The sequence below is a fragment of the Pseudomonas sp. BN607 genome (genome assembly GCF_029871175.1).
Classification (GTDB): Bacteria; Pseudomonadota; Gammaproteobacteria; order Pseudomonadales; family Pseudomonadaceae; genus Aquipseudomonas.
Map to the genome: position 1 here is coordinate 77,340 of NZ_SSOE01000022.1, position 16,388 is coordinate 93,727.

Consider the following 16,388-nt stretch of genomic DNA (forward strand, 5'->3'; position numbering starts at 1 on the left):
TTCAGACGGGCTTGCCGTGGTTAGAGTAAAGCCCATCACTCATTCATTACGCCCTGGAGCGCCATATGACCCAGTCCCAATACCGCCCCGGCCCCGACGCCAACGGCCTGTTCGGCTCGTTCGGCGGCCGCTACGTGGCCGAAACCCTGATGCCACTGGTGCTGGACCTGGCCCGCGAGTACGAAGCGGCCAAGGCAGACCCTAAGTTCCTCGAAGAACTGGCTTACTTCCAGCGCGACTACATTGGCCGCCCCAACCCGCTGTACTTCGCTGAGCGCCTCACCGAACACTGCGGCGGCGCAAAAATCTTCTTCAAGCGTGAAGAACTCAACCACACCGGCGCGCACAAGGTGAACAACTGCATTGGCCAGGTACTGCTGGCCAAGCGCATGGGCAAGAAACGCCTGATTGCCGAAACCGGCGCCGGTATGCACGGCGTGGCCACTGCCACCGTGGCCGCACGCTTCGGTCTGCCATGCGTGATCTACATGGGCGCCACCGATATCGAGCGACAGCAGGCCAACGTGTTCCGCATGAAGCTGCTGGGCGCCGAAATCGTCCCGGTTACCGCTGGCACCGGCACCCTCAAAGACGCCATGAACGAAGCCCTGCGTGACTGGGTGACCAACGTCGACGACACCTTCTACCTGATCGGCACCGTGGCAGGCCCGCACCCATACCCGGCAATGGTCCGCGACTTCCAGTCGATCATCGGCAAGGAAACCCGCGCCCAGTTGCAGGAGAAGGAAGGCCGTCTGCCGGACAGCCTGATCGCCTGCGTTGGCGGTGGCTCCAACGCCATGGGGCTGTTCCATGAGTTCCTCGAGGAACCAAGCGTGCAGATCATCGGCGTCGAAGCCGGTGGCCACGGTGTGCACACCGACAAGCACGCCGCCAGCCTGAACGGCGGTGTACCGGGCGTGCTGCACGGCAACCGGACGTACCTGCTGCAGGACGAAGACGGCCAGATTACCGACGCCCACTCGATTTCCGCCGGCCTCGACTACCCGGGTATCGGCCCGGAGCACGCCTACCTGCACGAAGTGAAGCGCGTGGAATACGTCAGCATCACCGACGACGAGGCGCTGGATGCGTTCCACGCCACCTGCCGCCTGGAAGGCATCATCCCGGCCCTGGAAAGCTCCCACGCCCTGGCCGAAGCGATCAAGCGCGCACCGAAGCTGCCCAAGGACCACCTGATGGTGATCTGCCTGTCGGGGCGCGGTGACAAAGACATGCAAACCGTCATGAACCACATGGCCGCCCAGGAGAAACAGGCATGAGCCGCCTTGAACAACGCTTCGCCGAGCTGAAGGCCGAAGGCCGCTCGGCACTGGTCACCTTCGTCACCGCAGGCGACCCGGGCTACGACGCCTCACTGCAGATCCTCAAGGGCCTGCCGGCCGCTGGCGCCGACGTCATCGAACTGGGCATGCCGTTCACCGACCCAATGGCGGACGGCGTGGCCATCCAGCTCGCCACCCTGCGCGCCTTGGAGGCTGGCCAGACCCTGGCAAAAACCCTGCAGATGGTTCGCGAATTCCGTGTGGATAATCAGACCACGCCGATCGTGCTGATGGGCTACTACAACCCGATCCATCGCTTTGGCGTGGACACGTTCGTGGCTGAAGCCAAGGAAGCAGGCGTCGATGGCTTGATCATCGTCGACCTGCCGCCAGAGCACGACGCCGAACTGGCCACCCCGGCCCAGGCTGCGGGCATCGACTTCATCCGCCTGACCACCCCGACCACCGACGATGCCCGCCTGCCGCGGGTGCTGGAGCGCAGCTCCGGGTTCGTCTACTACGTGTCGGTGGCCGGTGTGACCGGTGCCGGCTCGGCGACTACCGAGCATGTGACCGAGGCGATTGACCGCCTGCGCCGGCATACCGATCTGCCGATCAGCGTTGGCTTCGGCATTCGCACGCCGGAACAGGCAGCGAACATCGCCCGCCTGGCTGATGGCGTGGTGGTGGGCTCGGCGCTGGTCGACAAGATCGCTCAGGCCAAGCGTGCAGATCAGGCGGTGACCGATGTATTGAGCCTGTGCTCGGCACTGGCTGAAGGGGTGCGCTCAGCTCGCAATTGATTGCGAGGGCACCGCCCTCGTTCGCGGCACAACGCCGCTCCTGCAAGGTGATCGCAATACCCTGTAGGAGCGGCCTTGTGCCGCGAACGACGCCGGCACAGGCAATACAAATCTACCCACCAAAAATCGACAGCTTCAATGGCCGCACGGCCCCCATCCAGATCGCATGATCCCGATGGTCCGCCAGTTCATCCCCGGTTTCCGGATGCATGAACACCACCAAGCCCTTGCGGTACAACGCCAGCCAAGGCAAGACTACCCCTACCACTTCAGGCCCGAACGCCAGCTGGCAACTCCAGTCCGGATGCGGTCCCACCGGTTTCTGGTGCATGCGCCCCATGGTTACAGGGAATAGCCGCGCCGCTTCCTCGCATAGTTCACGCGCCTGCTCCATGGTCGACGCATCGTAGTAAATGTGGGCGTGGTAACCCTTGATCCTCTGCACGATAACTCCTGAGTGCGGTCCAACCATCACCACCTGCAAAGGGAGTGATGCAGTGAAAAACGCCGAAACCCCAGTGTTCAAGCTGGTCTTGTTCGGGCCTGAAAGCAGCCTGGGCAATGCCCTGACGCTCGAGCTGCTGTCGCGCCAGCACGAGGTCACCGCCGTGGTCGACGACCTCAACCGTCACTCGCCACGCCCTGGCTTGCATTTCAAGATAGGCGGGCTGGGAGATGCCGACCAGGCGGAGCAGGGCGCAGCGGGCGGCTCGGCGGTGATTGCCGTGTTACCAGCGCTGGCGCCGGGTGACCTGCCGGGGCAGGCACGCTTGAGCGAGGCGCTGATAGTGGGACTTGCGCGTACGACTATACGCCGGCTGTTGTTGGTGGGCGATTTCGATGTGCTGGATCAGCCGGCCAAGTACAGCGAAGGGGAGCGGGAATGTGTCGACCACGTGGTTGATGGGCTGCAGCGCAGTGCATTGCGCTGGACACTGATCAATGCGCCACAGGAGCTGCCAGAGGCGGGGTGGGCACGTGTTGCGGCAGGGATGGTTGATATGCTGGAGCTGGATCTGCACCGCGGCGAGCATCTGAACTTCGTCATCTAGACCGTCCGGGCCGCAAGACCTCAATGGCTGCGCTCCTGCTCCAGCCAATCCACAAACCGCTCGATCAACGCCCCACGCCGCTTGCGCGGTGGCAACACCGCGTAATAACCGCGTTCCGAGCGCAAACTCCCCTCCAGCGGCCGACACAGCAACCCTTGCTCCACCAACCCATCCACCAGGTGCGCCCAGCCAATCGCCACCCCTTGCCCGGCAATCGCTGCCTGAATCAGCAAGGTATAGTTATCAAACCGCAACTGCCCCGCCGGCGGTGGGCTGTCCACACCAAACCCACGAAATACCCCCGCCCAGTCAAACCAGCGGCTGGCCTGCTCACCCTTCAAATGCAGCAGCGGCAATCGTTGCAAAGCCACAGCAGACAAGGCTTTGCCATGAATCAGATGGGGGCTGCACACCGGGAACACTTCCTCATCGAATAGCCAGCGGCTTTCTCCTTGGTGAAAGCGTCCATCGCCAAACAGCACCGCCACATCAATGTCCGGGCGCAACATGCCCTGGCTGCGCTCTCCGGTCACCAGGCTCACATCCACCTGTGGATAAGCCTCGTGAAATCGCTGCAACCGGGGCATCAGCCAGAACGCCGCAAAGGCAAAGTCGGTGGCCACCTGCAACACCTCGTGCTGGCCGCGTCCGCTGGCCTGGGCGACACCCTCGTCCATTGCCTGCAGGCCTTGATGTATTTGCTCGAACAACACCTGGCCGGCCTCGGTCAGTTCGATACCCCGGTAAATACGATCGAACAGGCGCGTACCCAACTGCGCCTCCAACCGTTTCACCTGCTGGCTGACGGCCGGCTGCGTAGTGCCCAGCTCCAGCGCCGCTGCAGTAAAGCCGCGCAGACGCGCAGCAGCTTCGAAGACGCGCAAGGTATCCAGCGACAGCTCGGCAAGGTGCTCAAACATAAGCTTGGCTAATCCCAGTCATTGCCCGCCATGGGCTTTACCCATGTTATTCACAGTCGCATCTTGATAGGCAAGCGGTTCGCATAATCCCCAACGATGGAAGCCACCATGACGCGCCCGAATATCCTGTTCATCATGGCCGACCAGATGGCCGCACCCTTGCTGCCGATCTACGGCCCGTCGCCGATACAAATGCCACACCTGAGCCGCCTGGCCGAGCAGGCGGTGGTGTTCGACTCGGCCTACTGCAACAGTCCGCTGTGCGCGCCGTCGCGCTTCACCCTGGTCAGCGGGCAGTTGCCCAGCCGCATCGGCGCCTACGACAACGCTGCCGATTTCCCCGCCGACGTACCCACTTACGCCCACTACCTGCGCCGCTTGGGCTACCGCACCGCGCTGTCGGGCAAGATGCACTTCTGCGGCCCGGACCAGCTGCACGGCTACGAAGAACGCCTGACCAGCGACATTTATCCGGCCGACTATGGCTGGGCGGTGAACTGGGATGAGCCCGACGTGCGCCCAAGCTGGTACCACAACATGTCCTCGGTATTGCAGGCCGGGCCATGCGTACGCACCAACCAGCTGGATTTCGACGAGGAAGTGGTGTTCAAGGCGCGCCAGTACCTCTATGACCATGTGCGCGAAAACGATGGCCGGCCGTTCTGCCTGACCGTGTCGATGACCCACCCGCATGATCCGTACACCATTCCAAAGCGCTATTGGGATCGCTACGAGGGTGTGGATATCCCTATGCCCCGCGCCGAATTCAGCCAGGCAGAGCTCGACCCGCATTCCCAGCGCCTGCTGAAGGTATACGACCTGTGGAACAAGCCGCTGCCTGTGGAAAAGATCCGCGATGCCCGCCGAGCCTACTTCGGTGCCTGCAGCTACATCGACGACAACATCGGCCAGCTGTTGCAGACACTGGAGGAATGCAACCTGGCCGATGACACCGTGATCGTGTTCTCCGGCGACCACGGCGATATGCTTGGCGAGCGGGGCCTCTGGTACAAGATGCACTGGTTCGAGATGTCGGCACGGGTGCCGTTGCTGGTCCATGCCCCCACACGCTTTGCCGCAGGCCGGGTCAGTGCATCGGTATCGACCTGCGACCTGCTGCCGACCTTGGTCGAACTGGCCGGTGGTGGTGTGGATAACCAGCTGCACCTGGACGGCCACTCGCTGCTTGGCCACCTCCAGGGGCAGGGCGGCCACGACGAAGTGATTGGCGAGTACATGGCCGAAGGCACCGTCGGCCCACTCATGATGATCCGCCGTGGGCCTTATAAATTCGTGTACAGCGAAGACGACCCTTGCCTACTCTATGACCTGAGCCGCGACCCGCACGAGCGGGAGAACCTCACCAGCAGCCCGGACCACCAGGCGCTGCTGCAGGCATTTGTCGATGAAGCGCGGCAGCGCTGGGACATCCCCAGCCTGCGCCAGCAGGTACTGGCCAGCCAGCGGCGCCGCCGCCTGGTGGCCGAGGCGCTGGCCATCGGCAAGCTGAAAAGCTGGGACCATCAACCGCTGGTGGACGCCAGCCAACAGTACATGCGTAACCACATCGATCTCGACGACCTCGAGCGCAAGGCACGTTATCCACAGCCCGCACCCATGGATTGAGAAGAGAGGCCGTCATGCACAAGTTCTCCGCCGCCGTATTCACCCTGGCCTTGGGCCTGGGTACCGCCACAGCCCACGCCGCCGACAGCGATGCTCAATGCAGCACCGTGAAAATGGCCGACCCCGGCTGGAGCGACATCGCCACCACCAACGCTGTCGCCCGCCTGTTGCTGGAAAGCCTGGGCTACCAAGTGAAGATCGACAGCCTCGCCGTACCGATCATCTACGGCGGCCTCAAGGACGGCCGGGTCGATGCGTTCCTTGGCAACTGGATGCCGGCGCAACAGGGCTTCCATGACAAGTTCATCGCGAATGGCGATGTGCAGCAGTTGTCACGTAACCTGGAAGGCACCGAGTTCACCCTGGCAGTGCCCGACTACGTGTGGAATGCCGGGGTGAAGGATTTTGCCGACCTGCAGAAGCATGCCGACCAGTTCGACAACAAGCTGTACGGGATCGGCTCTGGTGCACCTGCCAACTTGTCGCTGAAGGAAATCATCGACAAGAATGAATTCAACCTCGGCCAGTGGAAGCTGGTCGAGTCCAGTGAGCAGGCGATGCTGGCGCAGGTCGACCGTGCGGTGAAAAAGCAGCAGTTCATCACCTTCCTCGGCTGGACCCCGCACCCGATGAACGTGAAGCTGAAAATGCACTACCTGACCGGTGGGGAAAAGTGGTTCGGCAGCAAGGGCGAGGTGTACACGCTGACCCGCAAAGGTTATCCACAAGCCTGCCCGAATGCCGCGAAGCTGCTGGGTAACCTCAAGTTCACACTGGACATGGAAAACAGCATCATGGCAGAGGTGGTGGACAAGAAGATCAGCTTCGATGAGGCGGTCAGGGCATGGGTGAAAGCGCATCCTGAACAGTTGGAGGGGTGGTTGGCCGGAGTTACCACCAAGGCTGATGGTGATGCCCTGGAGGCCGTCCAAGCCAAACTGTAATCTCAGACACGACACGCTTCTGTGGGAGCGGGTTCACCCGCGAATGCCGTATGGAATGTACCGACGCATTCGCGGGTAAACCCGCTCCCACAGGGGACAGTGGACCTTTGGAAATGTGAATATCTCATGCATCGCATCATCCACTTGCTGCCCTTCCTCACCTGGCTTCCCCGCCAGTCGGGCCGCAGCCTGCGCCAGGATCTGCTAGTGGGCCTGAGCGGTGCCATCCTCGCCCTGCCGCAATCCATCGCTTACGCTCTGATCGCCGGCCTGCCCGCCGAGTACGGCCTGTACGCCGCCATCGTCCCAGTGCTGATCGCTTGCCTTTGGGGTTCCTCCTGGCACCTGATCTGCGGCCCGACCGCGGCCATTTCCATCGTGCTCTACGCCAGCATCAGCCCACTGGCCGTGGCCGGCAGTGCCGACTACATCACCCTGGTGCTGCTGCTCACCTTCCTCGGCGGCATCTTCCAATTGCTGCTGGGGCTGCTGCGCTTTGGCGCGTTGGTCAACTTCGTATCGCATTCCGTGGTGCTGGGTTTCACCCTCGGCGCAGCCATCGTCATCGCCCTGGGCCAACTGCCGAACCTGCTGGGCATGGACCTGCCCAGCCAGTCCACGGCGCTGAAGACCGTGCAAGACCTGGCCAGCCATGCCGGTGAGGTCGATCTGCCGTCGCTGGTCCTTGGCCTGGCCACTGTGGTGATCGGCGTGGTACTCAAACTGTGGCGCCCACGCTGGCCCAGCCTGTTGATAAGCCTGATCGTAGTGAGCCTGCTGGCCTGGCTGCTGCCGGGTTTGTTTGGCCATGTGCCGAGGGTGACCGCCTTCACCGGGCAACTGCCGCCCTTCAGCCCGCTGCCCTTGTTGGACGTGGAATTGATACTGCGGCTGCTGCCCAGTGCCGTTGCGGTGGGCATGCTGGGGCTGGTCACCAGTCTGTCGATTGCCCGTTCATTGTCGGCCCGGTCGGAACAGCTGATCGACCCTGACCAGGAAATTCGAGCACAGGGCCTGTCCAACATTGCCGGGGCGTTTTTCTCAGGTTACCTGTCTGCCGGTTCCTTCACCCGCTCGGGCCTGAGCTATGAGGCCGGCGCCCGCTCGCCCATGGCCGGGGTGTTCTCGGCGCTGTGGGTGGCGCTGTTCGCCGTTGGCGGCGCCGGGTTGATCGCGCACCTGCCGATTCCAGCGATGGCTGGCAGTATTCTGCTGATCTGCTGGGGGTTGGTTGACCACAGGGCCATCCGCGCGCTGTTCCGGGTCAGCCGCTCAGAGTTCCTGGTGATGGCATTGACGGCGGCGGCGACCTTGCTGCTGGAGTTGCAGACGGCGATCTATGCCGGGGTACTGGCGTCGCTGTTCTTCTATCTGAAGCGCACCTCACGGCCACGGGTGCAGCAAAGCCGCGAAGGGGAGGCGGATGTGCTGCGGGTGGGCGGGTCGATCTTCTTTGGCGCAGCGCATTACCTGCAGGTGCGCCTGCAGCGCTGCCAGGGGCCACATGTGGTGATCGATGCGCGGCAGGTGAATTTTATCGATTATTCCGGTGTGGATATGTTGCACCGCGAGGCACGGCGGTTGCGTCGATTGGGGGGGAGCTTGACCTTGCACCGGGCCAGGCCGCAGGTGATCGAGGAATTGCAGAAGCTGGAAGGGGTGGAGTTGTGCCCAATCCGGTTTGAGGAGTGAGGTTGGGATTCTGGGGCTGCTTTGCAGCCCCGGCAATCTCAGCCCCGAGCAAGTTGCCGGCGCAATTCAGCCAATACCGGCGCCGTGTCCGGCCTCACGCCACGCCAGATAAAGAAGGCTTCGGCCGCCTGCTCAGCCAGCATCCCCAAGCCATCCATTACCTTGGCAGCCCCCAACTTGGTAGCCCACTGGCAAAACGGCGTCGGCGCCTTGCCATACATCATGTCGTAGCAAACCGTCCGACCTGCCTCGACCAGGCTGTCGGCAATAGGCGGCAATTCCCCGGCCAAACTCGCCGAAGTGGCGTTGATGATCACATCCACCGGCTCCTGCAACCAAGCGAACCCGCTGGCCACCACCGGCCCGAGTTCATCGAACTCACGCGCCAGCTGCTCGGCCTTTTCCACAGTACGGTTGGCGATGACCAGCGACTGCGGCTTGTGGGCCAGAATCGGCTCCAGCACCCCACGTACCGCGCCACCGGCACCCAGGATAAGAATACGCTTGCCGGCCAGCTCGACCCCGGCATTCACCGTCAAGTCACGCACCAGGCCTGCACCATCGGTGTTGTCGCCCTGCAGGGTGCCATCAGCCAGCTTGCTCAGCGTGTTCACTGCACCCGCGCGCTGGGCCCGGGGGGTCAGGCTGTCGCACAGGCGGTAGGCCTCTTCCTTGAACGGCACGGTGACGTTGCCGCCGCTGCCTTGCTTGAAAAAGCCGCGCGCGCAGTCGCTGAACTCATCCAGTGGCGCGAGCAGAGTGGCGTATTGCAGGTCTTCGCCGGTCTGCTCGGCGAACAGGCGGTGGATCAGCGGCGACTTGCTGTGGCCGATCGGGTTACCAAAAACGACGTACTGGTCCATGACGGCTCCTTGGTTGTCCACAGGCTTACTGGCCAAGCCAGTCGCGGTCTTGCAGGAAGTATTCGGTCAGGCGTGCTTCTTCACTGCCAGGCGTGGCCTTCCAGTCATAGCCCCAGCGTACCTGCGGTGGCAGCGACATGAGAATGGACTCGGTACGCCCGCCCGACTGCAGGCCAAACAGGGTGCCACGGTCGTAGACCAGGTTGAACTCAACGTAGCGGCCGCGACGGTACTCCTGAAACTCGCGCTGCTGCGGGGTGTAGGGCGTGTCCTTGCGGCGCTGGACGATCGGCAGGTAGGCATCGACGAAGGCATCGCCAATGGCGCGGATGAAGGCAAAGCAGGTGTCGAAGTCCCACTCGTTCAGGTCATCAAAGAACAGGCCGCCGATGCCGCGTGGCTCGCCACGGTGCTTGAGGTGGAAATAGCGGTCGCACCAGGCCTTGTAGCGCGGGTACACGTCGGCGCCGAACGGCGCGCAGGCCTGCTCGGCCACACGGTGCCAGTGAATGCAGTCTTCTTCATTGCCGTAGTACGGCGTCAGGTCAAAGCCGCCACCGAACCACCATACGGCCTCTTCACCTTCTTTTTCGGCGATGAAGAACCGCACGTTGGCATGGGAGGTCGGCACATGCGGGTTGTGCGGGTGGATCACCAGCGACACCCCCAAGGCCTCAAAGCCACGGCCCGCCAGTTCGGGGCGGTGGGCGCTGGCCGATGGCGGCAGGCCTGCGCCGAATACGTGCGAGAAGTTGACCCCGCCCTTCTCGATCAGCTTGCCGTCACCGATCACCCGCGTACGGCCCCCACCCCCGGCTTCGCGCACCCAGGCATCCTCGACGAAACGGGCGCCGCCGTCTTCGGTTTCGAGGGCAGAGCAGATGCGGTCTTGCAGGTCGAGCAGGTAGGCTTTCACGGCCTCGGTGCGGCTAGTCATCGGGTCACCAGGAACGGGCAGGGAAGAATTCGCCGCGTAGCATACCACCGCCAGCGCGCGCGCCGCAGTTGACGGCGATCAAGCAAAGGCGTCCGATAGAAGGCCTTTTCCGATCCCGACTACAGGAGTGCGAGATGGCCAAGCGTATCCAGTTCAGCCAGCATGGCGGCCCGGAAGTGCTGCAGTTTGTGGACTTCGAACCCGCCCCACCCGGGCCCCAGCAGGTGCGTGTGCGCAACCATGCAATCGGCCTGAATTTCATCGACACGTACTTTCGCAGCGGGCTGTATGCACCGCCGTCCCTGCCTTCGGGCCTGGGTACCGAGGCGGCCGGCGTGGTCGAGGCCGTGGGCGAGGGAGTGACCCGCCTGAAGGTGGGTGACCGCGTGGCCCATGCCGGTGGCCCGCTGGGTGCATACAGCGAGGTGCATACGCTGCCGGAAGCCAACCTGGTCAAGCTGCCCGACAACATCAGCTTCGAGCAGGCGGCAGCGGTGATGCTCAAAGGTTTGACCGTGCAATACCTGCTGAAGCAGACCTACGAGGTGAAGGCGGGGGATGTGATCCTGTTCCACGCCGCAGCGGGTGGGGTCGGTTCGCTGGCCTGCCAGTGGGCCAAGGCCCTGGGCGCCAAGCTGATCGGCACCGTGAGTTCTGCCGAGAAGGCCGAGCGCGCCAAGGCGCTGGGGGCTTGGGCGACCATCGACTACAGCCATGAAGACGTGGCCAAGCGGGTGCTGGAGCTGACCGACGGCAAGAAATGCCCGGTGGTGTATGACGGCGTGGGCGCCGACACCTGGCTGACCTCGCTGGACTGCCTGCAGCCGCGCGGGTTGATGGTGAGCTTTGGCAACGCTTCCGGTGCGGTGAGCGGGGTGAACCTGGGGATCCTGGCGCAGAAGGGCTCGCTGTATGTCACCCGGCCGACCTTGGCCACCTATGCCAACAATGCCGAGAACACCCAGGCCATGGCCGATGACCTGTTTGCGATGATTGCGAGCGGGAAGCTGGTTGTGGATATCCAGCAGCGGTATCCGTTGAGCGAAGCGGCCAAAGCGCAGGCAGAGCTGTCGGCGCGCAGGACTGTGGGGTCGACTGTCTTGTTGCCTTGAGAAACGCGGGGAATTGCGTCAGGGCGGCCAGGCGCTTGCCTTGAGAGTTTCAGCGCCTGTGAAATCGAGCGCCGCCCGCGCGGCGCTTCGCGGGACAAGCCCGCTCCCACATCTGTTTCGGGCCAATTATTCCTGTGTCAGGTGGGTTGCAGCTTTGGTACATGGCTGCAGATCGAGGAACTGCAGTTGCGCAACCCTCGATATCAAATGGAACAAACAAAGCGGGCAGCGGTGACTTCCCAGAAGGGATTGGCCCGAAACAAATGTGGGAGCGGGCTTGCCCCGCGATGCGCCGCGCGGGCGGCGCTCGATCTCATAGGCGAAGAGAGCTTCAAGGCTGGCACCCGTTAGCCCTCACACAATCACCCGCCAACCGAGACAAATCAGAAAAATCTGCGGAAGGCTTGTGGAAAGATGTCAGCCCGGCCGAACGACCTCGCCGGTTGCCAGGTTGCGAATCACACTCGGGTTCTTCCGGCCCCCCAGCGCCCCGCCAAGCACCAGGTCCAGCTGGCCGTGGAAGTACTGCTCCACCCGCAACCGGGTCTTCGCCGCCGGGCGCCCGCCAGGGTTGCACGAGGTGGAAATCAGCGGCCCCACCAGTGCGCACAGTTCACGCACCACCGGGTGATCACTGACCCGTAGCGCCACCGTGTCATGCTCCCCGGTCACCCACTCGGGCAACAGGTCCTGGTGCGGCACCAGCCAGGTGTTCGGCCCCGGCCAGGTGCTGCCCATGCGGTCGATCCAGTCTTCGGGGAAGTCCTCGAACAGGAAGTCGAACTGACGGATGTTGTCGGCGATCAGAATCAGCCCTTTATCCACAGGGCGCGACTTCAGCGCCAGCAGGCGATACACCGCGTCCTCATTCCATGGATCGCAGCCCAGGCCCCAGACCGCTTCCGTCGGGTAGGCGATCACTGCACCCGCCCGGATCTCACGTGCGGCTTGTTGCACACGAAAACTGCTCACCATTGCTGTTACTCCGCCTATAAACATTGCCTGTGAGCAGTGTACTTAGCCCACGCGGGCAAACCAACGCCCGGCTTCATTGCTGACACGGCCTTCGAGCTCGAGCTCGGTCAGCTGCGCCAGCACTTCGGCCAGTGGCTGCTCGCTGCAGTGGGCCAGGCTTTCAGTGGTTTGAGGCGCGGCATGCAGCAAGGCAAGCAGCGGGTGATCGAATTTATCCACAACTGCAGGCGGCAGGTTCTGCCAGCCCTGCAGGCTTTCCATGATCTGCTCCACAGTTTCCACCAGCAACGCGCCGTCGCGAATCAACTGATGGCAGCCCTTGGCGCCGGGGTGGTGGATGGAGCCCGGTATGGCATACACCTCGCGGCCTTGTTCTGCCGCCAGGCGCGCCGTGATAAGCGAACCACTGGCCAAGCTGGCTTCGACCACCAGCACACCAAGCGAAAGCCCGCTGATGATGCGGTTGCGACGAGGGAAGTTGCCAGGCAATGGCCCGGCATCCAGCGGGTACTCCGAAACCAACGCGCCACCGTTGTCGATCATCGCCTGCGCAAGGGCTGTGTGCCGCTGTGGATAAAGTTTTTGCAACCCCGTGCCAAGCACCCCGATCGTGCCCCCACCGGCCTGGAGTGCAGCCCGATGAGCGGCACCGTCAATCCCCACGGCCAGCCCGCTGGTGATAGTGAAACCTGCCTGCGACAGGTATCGGGAAAATGCTGCAGCGGTGTCGATTGCCGGGGGTGAAGCACGCCTGCTACCCACAATTGCCAGCTGCGGGCGTTCGAGCAGGGCAGGGTCACCGGCGACGAAAAGCAGCGGCGGAGCGTCATCGATTTCGCCCAGCAGTGGCGGGTAGCCAGGGCCGTCAAACATCAGCAAATGCTGGCCAGGGCGCTCTAGCCAGGCCATTGCGGCCAATGCGCCCTCGCGAATTTCGGCGCTGCGCCGGGCATCGATACTGGCCTGGGGTACGCCCAACGCGCGCCAGGCGCCGGCTGGTGCGCACAGTGCAGAAGAGGCACTGCCGAAGGCCTCCAACAAGGTACGAAAGCGTCGCAATCCGGTCTCCGGCAGACGATGCAGGCGTAATCGCGCCTCCAGCTCGGCAGGTGGAAGAGGCGACGAATGGTGACTCAACATGGGGATCATCCTTGATCAAAAAAGGGCCATCGACGTGGTACAAACTGTGGATAACTTTGTTGATAACGCTTTGACAACCTGTCCATCGAATGGGCCATAAGCAAGCTCTGAAAACCCTAGACCAGCTTTCACAGGTGCTGAAATCCCCTTTTCCCTTTATTATGTGTGCTCAGTTTTCAACCGAACGCACAGTGACTGCCTGACCTTATGGCCATCTTGAACATTCTCGAATTCCCGGACCCGCGCCTGCGCACCATCGCCAAGCCGGTGACGGTGTTCGACGACGCCCTGCGTCAGCTGATCGACGACATGTTTGAAACCATGTACGAAGCCCCTGGCATCGGCCTGGCCGCCACCCAGGTCAACGTGCACCTGCAGGTCGTGGTCATGGACCTCAGCGAAGACCGTAGCGAACCGCGCGTCTTCATCAACCCCACGGTCGAAGAGCTGACCCACGACATGGGCCAGTACCAGGAAGGCTGCCTGTCGGTACCCGGCTTCTACGAGAACGTCGACCGCCCGCTGCGGGTACGGGTGAAGGCCCAGGACCGCGATGGCAAGCCGTACGAACTGGAATGTGAAGGCCTGCTGGCGGTCTGCGTGCAGCACGAGTTCGATCACCTCAACGGCAAGCTGTTCGTCGACTACCTGTCGCAGCTCAAGCGCGACCGGATCAAAAAGAAGCTGGAAAAACAGCACCGCCAGCAAGCCTGATCCCCACCTTCCAGAAGGCTTGCTCCGGCAAGCCTTTTTCTTTTTTGAAGCGAGAACTCCATGCGCATCGTCTTTGCAGGCACTCCAGAGTTTGCCGCCGAACACCTCAAGGCCCTGCTCGACAGCCCGTACGAGGTCGTGGCTGTCTACACCCAGCCTGACCGCCCTGCCGGCCGTGGCCAGAAGCTGATGCCAAGCGCGGTCAAGGCGCTGGCCGTGGCCCATGACATCCCGGTGTTCCAGCCACAGACCCTGCGCAACGCCGATGCCCAAGCCGAACTGGCCGCGCTCAAGCCCGACCTGATGGTGGTGGTCGCCTATGGCCTGATCCTGCCGCAAGCCGTGCTGGATATCCCGCGCCTGGGCTGCATCAACAGCCACGCCTCCCTGCTGCCACGCTGGCGCGGTGCGGCGCCGATCCAGCGTGCCGTCGAAGCCGGCGACGCCGAAAGCGGCGTGACCGTGATGCGCATGGAAGCCGGCCTGGACACAGGCCCGATGCTGCTCAAGGTGGTCACCCCTATCAGCGCCGACGACACGGGCGGCAGCCTTCACGACCGCCTTGCGCAGATGGGCCCGTCGGCAGTAGTACAGGCCATCGCCGGCCTGGCCGACGGTTCGCTGCAAGGCGAGGTGCAGGACGATGCACTGGCCACTTATGCGCACAAGCTGAACAAGGACGAAGCGCGCATCGACTGGAGCCGTCCGGCCCTCGAACTGGAGCGCCTGATCCGTGCCTTCAACCCGTGGCCGGTGTGCCACAGCACCCTGGATGGCGAAAGCGTGAAGGTGCTGGCCGCCAACTTGTCCACAGGCAACGGCGCCCCCGGCGAGATCCTTTCCGCCAGCAAGGACGGCCTGGTGGTCGCCTGCGGTGACCAGTCGCTGAGCCTGACCCGCCTGCAACTGCCTGGCGGTAAGGCACTGAACTTCAGCGACCTGTTCAACAGCCGCCGCGAGAAGTTCGCCGCCGGCAAGGTACTGGGCCAATGAACCCGCGCCTCGCCGCCGCCCGGGCCCTTGCCGCTGTACTCAGCGGCAAAGCGTCGCTGAACAGCTCGCTGCCGGCCCAACTGGACAAAGTCGACGAACGCGACCGTGGCCTGACCCAGGACCTGGCGTTCGGCACCGCCCGCTGGCAGCCTCGCCTCGACCTGCTGGCCGCGCAGTTGCTGCAAAAGCCATTCAAGGCCGCCGACGCCGATGTGCAAGCGCTGCTGCTGGTTGGCCTGTACCAGCTGTTCTACACCCGTATTCCGGCCCATGCCGCCATCGGTGAAACGGTAGGCTGCGCCGACAAACTGAAGAAGCCGTGGGCCAAGGGCCTGCTCAATGCCGTACTGCGCCGCGCCCAGCGCGAGGGCGAGGACCTGCTCGCCAGCATGGAGCGCGACCCGGTGGTGCGCACCGCTCACCCGCGCTGGCTGCAAAAATCGCTGAAGGCCTTCTGGCCAGAGCAGTGGGAAGCCATCTGCGCTGCCAACAACGCTCACCCGCCGATGATTTTGCGGGTCAATCGCCGCCACCACAGCCGCGATGCCTACTTGGCGCTGCTGACCGAAGCGGGCATTGGTGCCAGCGCCTGCCAGTACAGCCGTGACGGCATCGTCCTGGCCGAAGCCTGTGACGTGCGCGGCCTGCCGGGCTTTGCCGAAGGCTGGGTGAGCGTGCAGGACGAAGCCGCGCAGCTGTCCGCCGACCTGCTCGAACTGGCGCCCGGCCAGCGCGTGCTCGACGCTTGCTGCGCGCCTGGCGGCAAGACCTGCCACCTGCTTGAAGCCGAACCGGGCCTGGCCCACATGACGGCCATCGACCTCGAAGCCAAGCGCCTGACCCGCGTGCGCGAGAACCTCGACCGCCTGCAACTGGACGCCGAACTGATCGCCTGCGATGCCCGCGATACCGCCAGCTGGTGGGACGGCAAGCCATTCCAGCGCATCCTTCTCGACGCGCCCTGCTCGGCTACCGGCGTGATCCGCCGCCACCCGGACATCAAGCTCACCCGCCAGGCCGACGACATCCCGGCCCTGGCCGCCCTGCAAGGCGAGCTGCTCGATGCCCTGTGGCCGACCCTGGAAGTAGGCGGCATGCTGCTGTATGCCACCTGCTCCAGCCTGCCAACCGAGAATACCGAAGTAATCGGCGCCTTCCTCGCCCGCACCCCGGGCGCCCGGGAGCTGGACCTGGCCACCGAAGCCGGCCTGCGCCAGCCCCACGGCCGCCAGTTGCTCGCCCAGGAAGGCGGCCACGACGGTTTCTACTATGCCAAGCTGATCAAGATCGCCGCCTCGCGCGGGTAAGCACACAAAAGGGTAGGGAGTAGC

General features: G+C 63.5%; 16 protein-coding genes. 10 read left to right on the forward strand and 6 right to left on the reverse strand.

Features of this window, described 5'->3' with window-relative positions; all coding sequences use genetic code 11:
- The first annotated feature begins 65 nt into the window (after positions 1-65).
- Both trpB and trpA read left to right on the forward strand, forming a co-directional pair.
- Entirely contained in the window at positions 66-1,283 is a 1,218-nt protein-coding gene (gene trpB / locus E8E68_RS03335) for a tryptophan synthase subunit beta (RefSeq protein ID WP_110743523.1), read from the forward strand.
- Positions 1,280-2,089, forward strand: coding sequence for a tryptophan synthase subunit alpha (gene trpA, locus E8E68_RS03340; RefSeq protein WP_110743522.1), 810 nt, complete (start codon positions 1,280-1,282; stop codon positions 2,087-2,089). The genes trpB and trpA overlap by 4 nt, the downstream gene beginning before the upstream one ends.
- Before the next feature lie 112 nt (positions 2,090-2,201).
- On the opposite strand, the gene E8E68_RS03345 is transcribed toward trpA, so the two are convergent.
- Positions 2,202-2,534 (reverse strand): DOPA 4,5-dioxygenase family protein, encoded by a 333-nt coding sequence (locus E8E68_RS03345; RefSeq protein ID WP_110743521.1) that lies wholly within the window; start codon positions 2,532-2,534, stop codon positions 2,202-2,204.
- Between the two features lie 52 nt (positions 2,535-2,586).
- Between E8E68_RS03345 and E8E68_RS03350 the strand changes: the two genes are divergently transcribed.
- Positions 2,587-3,141: an NADH-flavin reductase gene (locus E8E68_RS03350; RefSeq protein WP_280339709.1), complete on the forward strand. Its 555-nt coding sequence runs from the start codon at positions 2,587-2,589 to the stop codon at positions 3,139-3,141.
- Positions 3,142-3,161: 20 nt separating this feature from the next.
- On the opposite strand, the gene E8E68_RS03355 is transcribed toward E8E68_RS03350, so the two are convergent.
- Positions 3,162-4,061, reverse strand: a complete 900-nt coding sequence (locus tag E8E68_RS03355) for a LysR family transcriptional regulator (protein ID WP_280339711.1) — start codon at positions 4,059-4,061, stop codon at positions 3,162-3,164.
- A 108-nt stretch (positions 4,062-4,169) separates the two neighbouring features.
- On the opposite strand from E8E68_RS03355, the gene betC reads away from it, so the two are divergent.
- From betC to E8E68_RS03370, 3 genes are all read left to right on the forward strand, one after another.
- Positions 4,170-5,687: a choline-sulfatase gene (betC, locus tag E8E68_RS03360; RefSeq protein WP_110743518.1), complete on the forward strand. Its 1,518-nt coding sequence runs from the start codon at positions 4,170-4,172 to the stop codon at positions 5,685-5,687.
- 14 nt (positions 5,688-5,701) lie between these two features.
- The gene (gene choX / locus E8E68_RS03365; protein ID WP_266032076.1) at positions 5,702-6,631 is read left to right on the forward strand and encodes a choline ABC transporter substrate-binding protein; all 930 of its coding nucleotides are present in this window, start codon (positions 5,702-5,704) and stop codon (positions 6,629-6,631) included.
- Between the two features lie 126 nt (positions 6,632-6,757).
- On the forward strand, positions 6,758-8,323 hold the full coding sequence (locus tag E8E68_RS03370) for a SulP family inorganic anion transporter (RefSeq protein WP_280339715.1): 1,566 nt from the start codon (positions 6,758-6,760) through the stop codon (positions 8,321-8,323).
- A 38-nt stretch (positions 8,324-8,361) separates the two neighbouring features.
- Here E8E68_RS03370 and aroE read toward each other — a convergent pair whose 3' ends face one another.
- Together aroE and hemF are read right to left on the reverse strand one after the other, a co-directional pair.
- A complete protein-coding gene (gene aroE / locus E8E68_RS03375; protein WP_266032078.1) occupies positions 8,362-9,186 on the reverse strand; it encodes a shikimate dehydrogenase in 825 nt (274 codons plus the stop codon).
- A gap of 25 nt (positions 9,187-9,211) precedes the next feature.
- A complete protein-coding gene (hemF, locus tag E8E68_RS03380; RefSeq protein ID WP_266032079.1) occupies positions 9,212-10,123 on the reverse strand; it encodes an oxygen-dependent coproporphyrinogen oxidase in 912 nt (303 codons plus the stop codon).
- Positions 10,124-10,257: 134 nt separating this feature from the next.
- Here hemF and E8E68_RS03385 point away from each other — a divergent pair, with 134 nt between their 5' ends.
- Positions 10,258-11,235 (forward strand): NADPH:quinone reductase, encoded by a 978-nt coding sequence (locus E8E68_RS03385; protein WP_266032080.1) that lies wholly within the window; start codon positions 10,258-10,260, stop codon positions 11,233-11,235.
- Positions 11,236-11,652: 417 nt separating this feature from the next.
- Here the strand turns inward: E8E68_RS03385 and E8E68_RS03390 are convergent, their stop codons facing one another.
- Positions 11,653-12,210, reverse strand: coding sequence for an L-threonylcarbamoyladenylate synthase (locus E8E68_RS03390; RefSeq protein WP_266032081.1), 558 nt, complete (start codon positions 12,208-12,210; stop codon positions 11,653-11,655).
- Positions 12,211-12,252: 42 nt separating this feature from the next.
- Positions 12,253-13,350, reverse strand: a complete 1,098-nt coding sequence (dprA, locus tag E8E68_RS03395; protein ID WP_280339720.1) for a DNA-processing protein DprA — start codon at positions 13,348-13,350, stop codon at positions 12,253-12,255.
- A gap of 207 nt (positions 13,351-13,557) precedes the next feature.
- Between dprA and def the strand changes: the two genes are divergently transcribed.
- The 3 genes from def to rsmB are packed head-to-tail and all read left to right on the forward strand — an operon-like array spanning position 13,558 to position 16,364.
- The gene (def, locus tag E8E68_RS03400; RefSeq protein ID WP_016712797.1) at positions 13,558-14,064 is read left to right on the forward strand and encodes a peptide deformylase; all 507 of its coding nucleotides are present in this window, start codon (positions 13,558-13,560) and stop codon (positions 14,062-14,064) included.
- A 60-nt stretch (positions 14,065-14,124) separates the two neighbouring features.
- Positions 14,125-15,057, forward strand: coding sequence for a methionyl-tRNA formyltransferase (fmt, locus tag E8E68_RS03405; RefSeq protein WP_266032083.1), 933 nt, complete (start codon positions 14,125-14,127; stop codon positions 15,055-15,057).
- Positions 15,054-16,364 (forward strand): 16S rRNA (cytosine(967)-C(5))-methyltransferase RsmB, encoded by a 1,311-nt coding sequence (rsmB, locus tag E8E68_RS03410; RefSeq protein ID WP_266032084.1) that lies wholly within the window; start codon positions 15,054-15,056, stop codon positions 16,362-16,364. Before fmt ends, rsmB begins: the two co-directional genes overlap by 4 nt.
- Positions 16,365-16,388 lie beyond the last annotated feature (24 nt).